The 14,988-nt window shown below is 31.2% G+C and carries 10 protein-coding genes; 3 read left to right on the top strand and 7 right to left on the bottom strand.

All coding sequences use genetic code 11. The annotated features are described in order from the left end of the window. Position 1: 1 nt before the first annotated feature. Positions 2 to 982 carry a substrate import-associated zinc metallohydrolase lipoprotein gene (locus WG951_RS07570; RefSeq protein ID WP_105050369.1) on the top strand — a complete coding sequence of 327 codons (981 nt, stop codon included), beginning with the start codon at positions 2 to 4 and terminating at the stop codon, positions 980 to 982. A gap of 10 nt (positions 983 to 992) precedes the next feature. Next, entirely contained in the window at positions 993 to 2,366 is a 1,374-nt protein-coding gene (locus tag WG951_RS07565; protein WP_105050370.1) for a DUF4302 domain-containing protein, read from the top strand. A gap of 211 nt (positions 2,367 to 2,577) precedes the next feature. Here WG951_RS07565 and obgE read toward each other — a convergent pair whose 3' ends face one another. The 4 genes from obgE to WG951_RS07545 all read right to left on the bottom strand — a co-directional run bounded on the left by obgE (position 2,578) and on the right by WG951_RS07545 (position 8,601). After that, entirely contained in the window at positions 2,578 to 3,579 is a 1,002-nt protein-coding gene (obgE, locus tag WG951_RS07560; protein WP_105050371.1) for a GTPase ObgE, read from the bottom strand. A gap of 72 nt (positions 3,580 to 3,651) precedes the next feature. After that, positions 3,652 to 4,770, bottom strand: a complete 1,119-nt coding sequence (locus tag WG951_RS07555; protein ID WP_105050372.1) for an adenylate kinase — start codon at positions 4,768 to 4,770, stop codon at positions 3,652 to 3,654. Positions 4,771 to 4,867: 97 nt separating this feature from the next. Further along, a complete protein-coding gene (gene secDF / locus WG951_RS07550) occupies positions 4,868 to 7,843 on the bottom strand; it encodes a protein translocase subunit SecDF (RefSeq protein ID WP_105050373.1) in 2,976 nt (991 codons plus the stop codon). A 155-nt stretch (positions 7,844 to 7,998) separates the two neighbouring features. Beyond that, positions 7,999 to 8,601: a hypothetical protein gene (locus tag WG951_RS07545; protein ID WP_105050374.1), complete on the bottom strand. Its 603-nt coding sequence runs from the start codon at positions 8,599 to 8,601 to the stop codon at positions 7,999 to 8,001. 189 nt (positions 8,602 to 8,790) lie between these two features. On the opposite strand from WG951_RS07545, the gene WG951_RS07540 reads away from it, so the two are divergent. Beyond that, complete coding sequence (locus WG951_RS07540; RefSeq protein ID WP_105050375.1) at positions 8,791 to 10,467, top strand: formate--tetrahydrofolate ligase; 1,677 nt, start codon at positions 8,791 to 8,793, stop codon at positions 10,465 to 10,467. 51 nt (positions 10,468 to 10,518) lie between these two features. On the opposite strand, the gene recQ is transcribed toward WG951_RS07540, so the two are convergent. From recQ to WG951_RS07525, 3 genes are all read right to left on the bottom strand, one after another. After that, positions 10,519 to 12,630 (bottom strand): DNA helicase RecQ, encoded by a 2,112-nt coding sequence (gene recQ / locus WG951_RS07535; protein ID WP_105050641.1) that lies wholly within the window; start codon positions 12,628 to 12,630, stop codon positions 10,519 to 10,521. 268 nt (positions 12,631 to 12,898) lie between these two features. After that, positions 12,899 to 13,825: a malate dehydrogenase gene (locus WG951_RS07530; RefSeq protein WP_105050376.1), complete on the bottom strand. Its 927-nt coding sequence runs from the start codon at positions 13,823 to 13,825 to the stop codon at positions 12,899 to 12,901. A 132-nt stretch (positions 13,826 to 13,957) separates the two neighbouring features. Beyond that, complete coding sequence (locus tag WG951_RS07525; protein WP_105050377.1) at positions 13,958 to 14,959, bottom strand: DUF6588 family protein; 1,002 nt, start codon at positions 14,957 to 14,959, stop codon at positions 13,958 to 13,960. Positions 14,960 to 14,988 lie beyond the last annotated feature (29 nt).

Raw genomic sequence — 14,988 nt, 5'->3', positions numbered from 1 at the left:
TATGAAAAAATTATATATATACATTACAGTACTATTTTTAGGAATTATAACTGCTTGTAATCAACAAGAAGAGGCTTTAACAGATAGCAATTTAAATACTCAAACACCAGATTTAAATTCTACAGATCTGTGGTTAAGAGAAAATTTTACCAATCCATATAATATTGATGTTAACTATCAATGGGATGAAGGTAGAGTAGATTTAAATAGGTATTTATTTCCTCCAACTTTAAATAAAGTTGTGCCTGTTATGGAGGTTGTTAAAAAAGTTTGGATTGATACTTACACTGAGTTAGGTGGTGAAGATTTTGTAAAAAAAATTGCACCAAGAGAAATGGTTTTAGTTGGTGGTTTAAATTTAAACCCAAGCGGAACAAGAACTTTAGGTTTTGCTGAAGGAGGAAAAAACATTGTTTTATTTGAAACTGATTTAGTAGATGTAAAAAGTAAAAACGGTGTTGTAGAATTTATTAGAACTATTCAGCATGAGTATACGCACATTTTAAATCAGCAAGTGCGTTATGATGAAGAAGCATTTAAACAAATAACACCAGGAGGTTATACTGCACAATGGTTTAATCCTGCAGATGAACAAGAAAGGTTTGATATTGCAAACAGTCTTGGTTTTATTACCGATTATGCTAGGTTAAATGAGAATGAAGATTTTGCAGAAATGGTAGAAACAATGCTTACTAATAATGCTACAGAATATCAAGAACTTCTAGACAATATTAAACGTAGAATTATATCTAATGCGGTTTCTAATGCTTTAGACAATTTAGGTAGTAGTGCTTCGCAAGCAGAAAAAGATGCTGCAACACAAGCCGCTACCGTAACAGCAACTCCACAAGCAGATAATGCTATTGCGCTTATAAAAGCAAAAGAGGCAATTGTTGCAGAGTACTTTAAGAAATCTTTTAATATAGATTTATATGAGTTACAGCAATTAGCTACAGATAATATTTTAGAAGCAATTAAATAAAACAAATAACATGAAAAAATTTAAAATAAATAAATATCAATTAATTTTAGCTTTTTGTCTTGTAGTGTTTAACAGCTGTCAAGATAATAGTGATCCAGAACTGTTGTTTGATGATGTACCAACAGTTAGAATTGAAAAGAGCATATCCGAGTTAAAAACATCTCTACAAAGCTCAGAAAATGGTTGGAAAACAACTTATTTTACAGATGATACAGAACTAGGTGGTTTTACTTTTTTATTCGATTTTATAAGTGATTCAGAAGTTATTATGGATTCTGATTTTGGAACACCAGACGTTTCTACAGCTAGTTTGTATGATATTACATTGGGGTCTACCATTAAGCTTACTTTTACAACAAAAAATGTAATTCATGAGCTATCAGATTCAAATAATTATCCTGATGATGACCTTAGAGGGCAAGGTTATAAAGGTAGTTTCGAGTTTTTATACTTTAAAACAGACGGAGAAGATATTCTTTTTAAATCTAATAGAGACAGAGATATTATCATCCGTTTTTCTAAAGCATCTAAAGAAGATTGGGCTGGTTTAACAACTCAAAACAGATCAATGTTAGAAACCAATATTCCAATAGATCCATTAAAATCTGTTTTTAGAAACTTAACTTTAGAAAGTGGTGGTAAAACTACTTTATATAGTTTTTCTTTTAACGATGCTAGAAGATTTGCTACCGTTACAGCAATAACAAAAGATGCTGAGAAAACAGATCTTAGCTTTGGCGTTGCACCTACACCTACGGGGTTTATTATTAGTCCTGCTTTAGAAATAGACAATGTAACTTTAAACGAGTTTGTTTATAATGTAGAAAGTGATGAATTTGTGGCAGAGGTTGATGGTGTTAAATTGACTTTAAATTATGCTGATGAGTTAAATTTTTTATTACCTTTTTATGATTTTGGAAATGAGCCGAGTGGTAATAATAGTATTAGAGTTTTAAGAACAAATAGTGACTTTACATCTATAGACCAATCTAGTGAGCCTTTTGTAAATTTCTTTAATGATTTTGTACAACATTTTATAGATACTCAGTCTGGGCGTAGAATCTCTAGAGTTTATATTCGAAATTTAGATACAGCTCCTTATGTACACATTTATTATTTTTCTGGGGCTAATGAATTTTCTTTGAGATTTCCTTGTACATATACTATTACAGAAACAACTATTGGTAATAAAATTGTCAAACTTTTAGAAACAGTACCTGTTAATACCAGTAGAAGAAGCGGAGCATTACCATTGTTAGAGTTCTTATTTAGAGATAGTGGTTTTTATATACAGAAAAAAGAAAATTTAAATGCAAATCAAAATACATTTGGTTTAATACCTGTTGATGATACTACAATGCTTGCTCAGTGGTATGATTTTTAAATATTTAGTTCCCCCAATTTTTTTCAAGTAAAAAAAGAACCTTTTTATATATAAAAAGGTTCTTTTTGTTTTCTGTAAGTATTAAGTAATCTATTATTCTTTTCTAATTTTACCATGAAAAAAAAGGTTATAATTAATGCTAAATACATGAATTACAACCTTTTAATCTATATGTAGATTCTAAATTTAACTTCTTAAAAAATAATTTTTACTATGACACTGTTTGGTTTAACATTGCCCAAAGTTTATCTTTTAATTCTTGTAAACCAATTTCAGCTACAGATGATATAAAGATGGTTTCTACACCTTTAGGTAAATCTGCTTTTATTTCTGCTTTTAATTCTTCATCTAACATATCCGTTTTAGAAATAGCCAGTAACCTGTCTTTGTCTAATAATTCTGGATTGTGTTTTTTAAGCTCATTTAAAAGAATTTCGTATTCTTTATTAATATCATCACTATCTGCAGGAACTAAGAATAACAAAGCAGAATTACGTTCTATATGACGTAAAAAACGATGTCCTAAACCTTTTCCTTCTGCAGCACCTTCTATAATTCCAGGAATATCTGCAATTACAAATGTTTGATGATTTCTATGTTCTACAATACCTAAGTTAGGTTTTAGCGTTGTAAATGCATAATCTGCAATTTTTGGTTTTGCAGAAGTCAAAACAGATAATAAAGTAGATTTTCCAGCATTTGGGAAACCAACTAAACCAACATCTGCTAATAACTTTAACTCCATTCTAAACCAACCATCAAAACCATCCATACCAGGTTGTGCGTATCTTGGTGTTTGATTGGTAGATGATTTAAAGTTCCAGTTTCCTAGACCTCCTTTTCCTCCGCGTAATAAAATTATTTCTTTTTGGTGCTCTGTAACTTCAACAATTACTTCATCTGTATCTGCATCTTTTATAATAGTCCCTAAAGGAACATCAATATAAATATCTTCTGCATCTGCACCAGAACTTCTACTAGCGCTTCCGCCACCACCACTAGCTGCTCTAAAATGACGTTTAAACTTTAAGTGAAACAAGGTCCACATATTTTTATCACCGCGTAAAATAATGTGTCCTCCACGTCCACCATCTCCACCATCGGGTCCACCTTTGGTAATATACTTCTCTCTATGCAAGTGCATAGAACCTTGGCCTCCTTTACCAGAAGAAGCATAGATTTTTATGTAATCGACAAAATTTCCTTCAGTCATAATTGTTGTTTAAGCGTGTAATTAATTTTAGTTTACCTATTAAACTTTTACACAATTTAACAGTTAAACGGTTTATAAAGTATCAAATACTTTAGCAATACGTTGTGTAATTTCATCAATAGAACCTACACCGTTAATTCCGTAGTATTTATCTTGAGCGTCAAAATAATCCTTTAAAATAGCTGTTTTTGTATTGTATTCGTTAAAACGATTTCTAATTTTACTTTCATCAGTATCGTCTGTTCTACCACTTGTTTTTCCTCTTTCTAATAAACGAGTTACCAAAGCATCTTCTGGTACTTCTAAAGCAACCATACCGTTTATTTGTTCTCCTTTTTCAGCTAAAAAAGTATCTAAAGCTTTTGCTTGAGACTCTGTTCTAGGAAAACCATCAAAGATAAAACCATTAGCATCTGCATTTTTTTCTACTTCTGCTTTTAGCATATTAATAGTTACTTCATCCGGAACTAAATCTCCTTCATCCATATATTTTTTAGCTAATAACCCTAATTCTGTTTGGTTTTTAATATTAAAACGGAATACATCTCCGGTAGAGATATGTACCAAGTTGTACATGTCTTTTAAAAATTCTGCTTGTGTTCCTTTTCCTGCTCCTGGAGGGCCAAATAATACGATGTTTTTCATTTTGGGTTGTGTTGATAATTGATAAATTGCTGGGTAATTTCTACCCAAACCATTGTAATCTAATCCGTAACCAACAATAAATTTATCTTCAATACTTTTTCCGACATAATCTATTGGTAGTTCTTTTTTAAATACATCTGGTTTAAAAAATAACGTTGCAACTTTTAGTTGTTTTACGTTTTTATCTCTAAAGATATTATAAATTTCTTGAAGTGTATTTCCTGTGTCTATAATATCTTCTAATATAATTACAGTTCTTCCTGTTAAGTCTTCATTAATACCAACTAGCTCTTTTACGTTGTCTGTAGATGAGGTTCCGTTATAGGAAGCTAATTTTACAAATGAAACTTCGCAGTTTCCGTTAAATTCTCTAATAAAATCTGCAGCAAATAAAAAACATCCATTTAGGATACCTACAAAAAGAGGAATTTCGCCTTTAGGCAAATCTGCTTTTACTTGAATTGCTAAATATTTTACAATAGCGGCAATTTCTTCCTGATCTATATAAGGTTTAAAGTGTAAGTCTTGAAGTTTTATAATACTCATTAGATTGCAAATTTAATAACTATATGTTGAATGAAAAAACCGTTTTTAATCTGATAGTTACAAATTAAAAACGGTTTTAATATCTCTTAAAATAATTTTAATTATTTTTTTCTTCTTTTTTAGAAGTATCAAACATTACTGGTGTTGCCACAAATAATGATGAATATGTACCAACTACTACACCAACAATTAATGCGAACATAAATCCTTTAATAGAATCTCCTCCAAATAAGAAGATTGCTAACATTACTAATAATGTTGTTAAAGAAGTATTTATGGTTCTCCCTAATGTAGAGCTCAATGCTTTGTCTACAACCTCACTATATTTCCAGTTAGGATGTGTACCAGTAAATTCTCTAATTCTATCAAAAATTACCACCGTATCATTTAGAGAGTAACCGACCACCGTTAGAATTGCTGCAATAAAAGATTGTCCAACTTCCATATCAAAAGGCATAAAGTTGTAAGTAATAGAGAATACACCTAATACAATTAAAACATCATGGAAAACTGCAACTACAGCACCAATAGAGAAAGATACCTTTCTAAAACGTAATAATATGTATAAGAAAACTACTAATAAAGATCCTAGAACTGCATACAATGCTGATGTTTTAATATCATCTGCAATGGTTGGTTCTACTTTCATGTAGCTCATTACACCAGAACCTTCTTTTTCAAAACCTGGCTTAAAGTCTTCGTAAGAAGTGTTTCCTAAATAAGATTTTAATCCTGTAAATAATGCATTTTGAACTTGGTCATCTACATCTTGTCCTTCTTCGTCAATTTTATAAACCGTTGTTATTTTTAATTGATGATCAGAACCATATGTTTTTACTTCTGGAGCAGTACCAAAAGCGTCTTTTAAGGTAGATGCAACTTCTGTTGCGTTCATTGTTTGGTCGAAACGAACAACATAAGAACGTCCTCCTTTAAAATCTACACCTTGTTTTAATCCGATAGAGAATATAGAAATAATTCCGGCAAGAATTACAGCACCAGAAATGAAGTATGCAATTTTACGTTTTCTTAAGAACTCTACATTTATGTTTTGGAACCATCCTTTAGAGATAGAAGTGTTAAATGTTAAGTTACCACCTTTATCAACAGCTCTGTCAATTAATAAACGTGTAATAAATACAGCAGTAAATAAAGAAGTAGCAATACCAATCATTAATGTTAATGCAAAACCTTTAATTGGTCCTGTACCAAAAACATATAAAATTACACCTGTTAAAAGAGTAGTAATATTTGCATCTATAATTGCAGATAAAGCTCCTTTAATAGAGAAACCTTCTTCTACAGATTGTTTTAATCCTTTTTTAATAGACAAACTTTCTTTAATCCTCTCAAAGATAATAACGTTTGCATCTACAGACATACCAATGGTTAAGATAATACCTGCAATACCAGGTAATGTTAACACAGCGTTGAAAGAAGCTAAAATTCCAAAAATAAATAAGATGTTTACTGCTAAGGCAATATCTGCGTATAAACCAGCTTTACCGTAGTATAAAATCATCCAAACTAATACTAAGAAAATAGCCAAACCAAATGACTGAATACTGTGATCTATAGATTCTTGACCTAAAGATGGTCCTACAACCTCTGCTTGAATAATTCTTGCAGCTGCGGGTAATTTACCAGCTTTTAAAACGGTAGCAATATCTTCTGCTTCAGAAATTGTCATACTTCCACCAGAAATAGAAGTTCTACCACCAGTAATAGGTAAGTTTACAGAAGGCGCTGTATATACATAGTTATCTAAAACAACAGCTACAAATTTACCTTGGTTATCAGTAGTCATTTTAGCCCATTGTTTAGTGCCAGAACTATTCATAGTCATACTAACCTCTGGTTTGTTTAATTGGTCAAATACTTGAGAAGCATCTAAAATTACATCACCTTCAATTGTAGCTCTATCGTTACGGTTTCCTTTAATAGCATATAATCCTATTAATTCTGTTCCGTCTGTACTTTTATTGGCTTTATAGTCCCATAAGAATTTAACGTATTTTAATTCGTTAGGTAATAAAGCTCTAACTTCTTTTCTTTTTAATAAACTATTTACAGTAGCAGTATCTAAAACTCTAGCCTGAGCAACTAAAGAGCTCATTTGTTGTTGAGATTGTGCTACATTAGGATATAAATACGTAAAAAGGTTTTTTTGATTTACGTCTGTAGAATCTTTTGTTTCACCTAATAAATCATCAATATCATCTTTTTTAGTAGAATCGATTGCTTTTTCTAAAACGGTGTTGTCTTTTAAAATTTCTGCAACTTTACTATTTGCTGTAAAAAAGAAATTTTGAATTTCTGCATTGGTATATACTTCCCAAAATTGTAATTCTGCTTTACTAGTAATTAATCTAGTTACACGCTCAATATCTTTTGCTCCTGGTAATTCAATTTGAATTCTTCCAGAATTTCCAATTCTTTGAATGTTAGGTTGTGTAACACCAAATTTATCAATTCTACTTCTTAATACTTCAAAAGCAGTACCAATAGAACTGTTAATTTCTTCTTGTAATGTTGCTTTAACAGTAGCATTACCTTCATTAAAAGTAATTTTCTCACTTAAAGCTTTGGTTCCAAAAATAGATGGATCACTTAATTTAGTGTCTCCTGCAACTTTTTCAAATTCTTGAAAAAATAAGTCTAAGTATGTAGCATTACTGTTTTTTTGAGCTTCATCTGCCGCTTCTAAAGCCTGGTTAAAAACTACGTTTTTAGAATCGTTAGATAAACTTTTTAAAACTTCTTTTACAGATACTTGTAAAATAGCATTAATACCACCTTTTAAATCAAGACCAAGATTCATTTCTTTGTCTTTTACATCATTGTAAGAGTATTGTGTAATACCTAAGTTTATGATGTCTTTGTTGGCAACACTATCTAAGTACTTTCTTTCAAAAGTAGCTCTTTGTCTTGCATCTGTATCAGCTCCTTTACTTTCTGCATAACTAACTGCGTCATCTTCAACCTTATTGGCTAAAAACGTAAATGATAATTGATATAAACTCACTAATCCAAAAAGGATTGCGAATAACTTAATAAGTCCTTTGTTTTGCATGTTCTTTATTTTATTGTCGACTTTTTTTTAAAACGAGCAAATATATAGTTTCTCGTATAACCTGACAATTATTTTTGTTGATTGTTTTTGTGTGATTATGAGTGTGATACTCATTAATTTAAAGGGAATGAAAAAAACATAAGTCAATATGTTTTTTAGCTGGTATAGTTTTTGGGTCCCGCTCTAACTTCAGGTTCTTTGTATGAAGTTCTATCCTTAGAAAATGGATGGTTTTTACTGATTTTGTAGGCTGTTTTAAAAAGTTGATCTGTTTTGTATGGGTCAACATTTTTGGCAAGAGCATAATAATCTAAAGTTGTAAATCTGTCTGAATTATACTTAATTTCAAATACAAATTTATCATCTAAATTAGAAATATCCGTTTGATTTTTTAATTCATAGATATCAATATTGTAATTAGAAGAATTTTCACTTTGTTCTTCGTTGTCAGAATCTTTATTTAAAACGAATTGAGTGTCCTTTACAAGTTCTTTTTTAACAGCATCAATAGTAATAGTACTATAATAAGAAATTTTTAAAGTACCTTTTTGGGTTTTGTTGATGGTTATATTTGCAACACCTACTTTTAATAGTTTTTCTTTTACGTTTGCAATAGTGTTTTCTATATCCTTATCGTTTGTTTTAGAGTCAACAAATTCTAAAGCAATTTCTTGATTAGGTATAGAAACCTGATCTTGGAATGCTCCGAAGTAAATGAATAATAAAAATAAAGTACCAAAGTACCATTTTGCTTGCATGTGTCAAATATATAAAAAAGATTGCTTTCTACTTCTCAAATAAAGCATCTTATTTTAACATAAAAATTTTTTAGTTAATTGTGTTATCTGTAATTTTTTAATATAAAAACATTCTATTTTTATAAAGTTTTAAAATTGATTATATTTAATCACTGAAATTGATAATGTAACGAGGCGTAAATTATAAATATGACACATTTAACCGATATTCAAATTGCACAAGCAAATACCATTCAACATATTACAAAAATTGCTCAAAAATTAAGTGTAGATGATGATGAATTGGAAATGTATGGGAAATATAAAGCAAAACTACCTTTATCTTTAATTGATGATGAAAAAGTGGCTCATAATAATTTAGTATTGGTGACGGCTTTAACACCAACTCCTGCTGGTGAGGGAAAAACAACGGTTTCTATTGGTTTAACCGAAGGGTTGAATAAAATAGGAAAACAAGCAACAGTGGTTTTAAGAGAGCCTTCTTTAGGGCCTGTTTTTGGTATGAAAGGTGGAGCTGCTGGTGGAGGATATTCTCAGGTAATACCTATGGAAGATATCAATTTGCATTTTATAGGTGATTTTAATGCGGTAGAAAAAGCAAATAACTTATTGTCTGCTTTAATTGATAATAATATACAGAGTAAAACCAATAACTTAAATATAGATCCTAGAACTATTCTTTGGAAAAGGGTTATTGATATGAATGATAGAGCGCTGCGAGATATAACGATAGGGCTTGGAGGGACTTCTAATGGTGTGCCAAGACAAGATGGTTTTAATATTACACCGGCTTCTGAAGTGATGGCTATTTTATGTATGGCGTCTGATTTAGAAAATCTAAAAAAACGTTTGGGCGATATTTTTATAGGATTTACTTTTGATAATAAACCCGTTTTTGCACGTGATTTAAAAGCAGAAAATGCCATGGCTATTTTGCTTAAAGAGGCTATTAAACCTAACCTTGTACAAACGTTAGAAGGGAATCCAGCAATTATTCATGGCGGACCTTTTGCAAACATTGCACAAGGAACCAATACAATAATAGCTACAAAAATGGGGTTGTCTTTGTCTAATTATGTGGTAACAGAAGCTGGTTTTGGTGCAGATTTGGGGGCGGAAAAGTTTTTAAATATTAAATCTACTTTTGCAAAATTGAATCCTAAATGTGTGGTTTTGGTTGCAACAATTAGAGCTTTACGTCATCATGGAGGTGCTAAAAAAGAAGCATACAATACGCCAGATTTAGAAAAGGTGATAGAAGGGTTTAAAAATCTAGAAAAGCACATAGAAAATATTAGAAAGTTCCATATAGAGCCTGTAGTGGCGATTAATTCGTTTACTTCCGATACTAACGAGGAGGTTAATTTTGTAATAGATAAATGTGCAAGTTTAGGTGTTGAAGCTGTTTTGGCTGAAGGATGGGCAAAAGGAGGAAAGGGGACAATCAATTTAGCAAAAGCTGTTGTAAATATTGTTAAAAATAAAGCAAGTCAATTTAAACCTTTATATGATTGGAAAAGCCCAATAAAGGATAAAATAGAAATCATAGCTAAAGAAATTTATGGAGCAGTAGCGGTGGAGTATAGTAAGTTGGCACAATTAAATTTAAGAAGAATTGATAGATTAGGGTTTAATGATTTTGCTATTTGTATGGCTAAAACACAAAAATCATTTTCAGACAATCAAACGTTAATTGGTAGGCCAGAAGGTTTTACGGTAACTGTTAGAGAAATTGAAATTGCGGCAGGAGCACAGTTTGTTATTCCTATTTTAGGAAAAATGATGAGAATGCCTGGGTTGCCAACTATTCCAGCATCAGAAAATATGACAATTGATAATGATGGTGTTATTTCTGGATTGTCTTAAATAGAGTTTTCTCTTTTTTTGTTTTTAGAGAGTCTATTTTTTTAATCAGATCTATTCATTCTTTAGGATGAGCGTAATGCTAAGTCTTATTTCTCCGTAAGAAACTTCTTCGTTTAGTTTGTCGTAAATTGGTTTCAGTTCTATTTTTCTGTCTAATTCATTAAAAGCAACTCGTACTTTGTCTACCACTTTTTTATCTACAAGTTTTTCTAAATTCACATTTTTTCCTTCCATGTATAGTTGAGATAAATGTGAAAATATAGTGGTTATAGATAAACTTCTTTCTTCTGCAATTTCTGCAGGATTTAATCCCGAATTATATAAATTAAAAGTTTTTTGTATGGTGGTAATTTTTCTGGGTTTGGCTACGTTTTTAAATTTACGAATTACAGTCATAAACTCCTCACCATATTTTTCCATTTTATTCATTCCTACCCCAGAAATTGCTAAAAATTCATTTTCTGTTGTTGGAAGCTCACTTGCCATTAATTTTAATGTTTTATCGTTAAAAATAATGTAAGCGGGCATTTTTTCTTCCTTAGAAATGGCGTATCTTATTTTTTTAAGTTCTGTAAATAAATCTTTATTTGTTTCTCCTTCAGTGGTAATTTTTGGTGCTTTTTCTTTTTTCTGTTTATCATCAATTTTTACAGGGGTGGTTAAGCGTATTTTTTTTTCTCCTTTTAAAACTTCCCACCCGATGGGTGATATTTTTAAAGCAGAATTTTCGCTATACATAATTTCTATAAGACCTTGATTTGCCATTTGAATTACATAATCTCGCCAATCAAAAAAGCTAACATCTTTACCAATTCCGTAGGTTTTTAAATTGTAATACTGTTTTGTGTGAATGTCTGCATTATTACTGCCTCGTAATACATTTATTAACATGGTAATTCCGTCTTTTTCTTTCATTCTAGCAATTCCCGAAAGTGCCTTTTGAGTTAAAACAGTACCGTCAAAATCTTGAGGTGGATTTTCGCAAACATCACAATTGCCGCAATTTTCAGTAAGGTGTTCTCCAAAATAGGATAATAATATTTTTCTTCTGCATGATTTTGCTTCTGCAAACTGAAGCATCCTATTTAGTTTTTCTTTTTGCATGGCACTGTTTGCGCCGCCATCTGCAAATTGGCTGTACAACACAAAATCTCTCATGTTGTAGTATAAAATGGTTTCTGATGGTAATCCATCTCTTCCTGCTCTTCCTATTTCTTGATAATAACCTTCTAGGTTTTTTGGTAAATTATAATGAATTACAAAACGAACATTCGATTTGTCAATTCCCATCCCAAAGGCGATAGTGGCAACCACTATTTTTACATCGTCATTTATAAAATCGGTTTGCGTGCTTTCTCTTTCTTCATGATTCATTCCTGCATGATAAAATGCAACAGAATGCCCTTCTTTTTTAAGGTAGTTTGCTACTTCCTCTGTATTTTTTCTGCTTAAACAATAAATAATACCGCTTTCGTTTTTTCTTCGTTTTATAAAACTGGTAATTTCTTGTAGTTTTTTCTTTTTCTGTACTTGTCCTCTTACTTCTATACTTAAGTTTTTTCGGTCAAAAGAAGAAATAAATAATTTTGAATTTGTTAAACCTAGTTGAGTTTCTATATCTTTTCTAGCAGATTTATCCGCCGTGGCGGTTAATGCCATAAAAGGTACGTGTGGTATAGAATTTCTAAATACTTTTAGTTGTGTATATTCAGGTCTAAAATCATGTCCCCACATACTTACACAATGGGCTTCGTCAATAGCTACTAGTTTTATGTTGAGTTCTTTTAACCAGGTATTGCTTACTGATATTAATTTTTCTGGTGATAAATATAATAATTGTATTTCTTGATTGATTGCTTTATTTATGACTTCGTTTTCCTCTTGTGGAGAATTAGAGCTGTTAAAGAAATCCGCTTTTATTCCGTTTGCCTTTAAAGCTTGTACTTGGTCTTTCATTAATGAAATAAGTGGGGAAACTACAATGGTAATTCCATCAAAAATTAATGCGGGGATTTGAAAACAGATAGATTTTCCTCCTCCAGTTGGCATTAATACAAAACTGTCTTTTCCTTCTAGGGTTCTGTCTATAATTTCTTCTTGTAAAGGACGAAAATTCTCGTAACCGTATATGTTTTTTAAAAGAGTATGTGTTTGCTTTTTCACTTTTTCAATAATTAGAATGCTAAGATACATGTTATCTGTAAATCTATAAGAAGATTGATTATTGATGTTTTAAGTACAGTATAAATCTTTGAAATTATTATGGTTTTAGAAAAAGTATACGGACTAAGTTTAATGTAATAGGAGTGGAGCTTTTTATTTTGATAAACGCTGTTTCTAACAAATAGTGAAGTATAAAAAAACCTCAAAGAAAATGTCTTTGAGGCTTTTAAATATTAAATGCGGTGTTAGATAAAATCTATTAATAGATTTATAATTCTAATAAACCGTTAGTTGCTTTTACACCAGCTGCAGATTCTACTAATTTTGCTTTTTCAGCATCTGTTAAGCTAATTTCAACAATTTTTTCAATTCCGTTAGCACCTAATACACAAGGTACACCAATTGATAAATCGCTTAAACCAAATTCACCTTCTAATAATGCAGAACAAGGGAATATTTTTTTAGTATCACAAGCAATTGCTTGCACCATTGCAGAAACTGCTGCACCTGGAGCGTACCAAGCAGAAGTACCTAATAAACCAGTAAGGGTTGCACCACCAACTTTAGTGTCTTGTACAACTTGATCCATACGTTCTTCAGATAAAAACTCTGAAACAACAACACTATTTCTAGCTGCTTTTCCAATTAATGGTACCATTCCTTTATCTGAGTGACCACCAATAACCATACCGTCAACATCAGAAATAGGAGCTCCTAAAGCTTCAGCTAATCTGTATTTAAAACGAGCAGAATCTAAAGCACCACCCATTCCAATAATTTTATTTTTTGGTAAGCCAGTAGTTTTATGAACTAAATATGTCATCGTATCCATTGGATTCGATACTACAATAATAATTGTATTTGGAGAATGTTCTATTAAGTTTGCTGAAACTGTTTTTACAATTCCTGCATTAATTCCAATTAATTCTTCACGTGTCATTCCTGGTTTACGAGGAATACCAGAGGTAATTATACAAACATCAGAATTTGCTGTTTTAGAATAATCACTTGTGCTTCCTGTTATTTTTGTATCAAAACCATTTAAAGAGGCAGTTTGCATTAAGTCCATTGCTTTACCCTCGGCAAAACCTTCTTTAATGTCTAAAATAACTACTTCTGCTGCGAAGTTTTTAATTGCGATGTATTCTGCACAACTTGCTCCTACTGCACCTGCTCCTACTACTGAAACTTTCATATATATAATTTTAAGATTTATAATAAATTTTAACTCTAACAAAAATACGAAATTTACTTAAGATTTTAGTTCTTTAAAAGCAAAAAGACACCTTAAAAAGGTGTCTTTTTGCGAAAAGGATTTCGAGCTTTTCTATCTAATACTAAATGCAATACCTGCCGAAACTGTATTGTATTCTTGTAGAGTGTAATCTGCAAATATTTTAAAGAAACCTAAGCTTAATCTTGCTCCAAGAGTTGTTTTAAAACTTGCTGCAGAAAATTTTAAATCTGGTGGAGTTAATTCTTCTTCATTAGAACCTCCTTTATCGTAAGTATACGTTCCGGTCATTTTAAAGTCGCTGTTTCCAGAACCATAACCAATACCTCCATAAACATTTATAATTGGAAAGTTTAACGAAGCCAATGCTTGTACATTAAATGCTTTTAAATCAAATTCTGCAGCTCCGTTATCTATGTCGAGTTCTTCATTGTCAGTGTTTTCAAAACCATATATTACGTTTAAAGTAGTGTAAGATGCAAGTAAAGATACATGTAGAGGTAGTTTGTCTAAAGGTCCAAACCAGCTGGTAATTTCTTTCTTTAAACCTAATCCTATCATTTTTGCGCTTCCTCCATCATCACCAAAATCTGTTTCAGGGAAATATCTAACCATTGCTTCAAATTTGTAAGGTAAACCTATGTTTAATTGTAATGTTGGTGCGGGTACAGCGCTTACGGGTAAGTCTTCTGCAATACCTCCTGGCATTTGTATAGAGATTGTTTCTCCATCTTTTGTTACGGTATACGTGTTTCCTTCACCTTCTCCCATTAATGTTGGCCCTGTATAAACCCCGTCATTATTTGTATTATGTGTAAGTCCGGTTGCGGTAAATATTTCTTTAGATGAAGGAACTAAAGCGCCACTTGCTCCGATAGTTAAATCGAATCCTAAAACTTTATGTACTTTGGCAGTGTGTGCCCATCCATTATTCATAGAGTATATAAAACCTTCCATTGCAGGAGCAAAATAGCCTTCAAGAATTTTTTTAGCATCCTCTTGTCCTCCTAATATAATTTCCTCAAAACCATCTTGAGCTTTGGTGTTAAATGTTAAGGTGAATACACCTATAAATATTAAAATTCCTTTTTTCATTTTGTAATATAGTTTAGTTTGTAATTGGT

This window comes from Polaribacter butkevichii, assembly GCF_038024105.1.
Lineage (GTDB): Bacteria > Bacteroidota > Bacteroidia > Flavobacteriales > Flavobacteriaceae > Polaribacter > Polaribacter butkevichii.
This window is presented reverse-complemented; position numbering and strand designations above follow the sequence as displayed.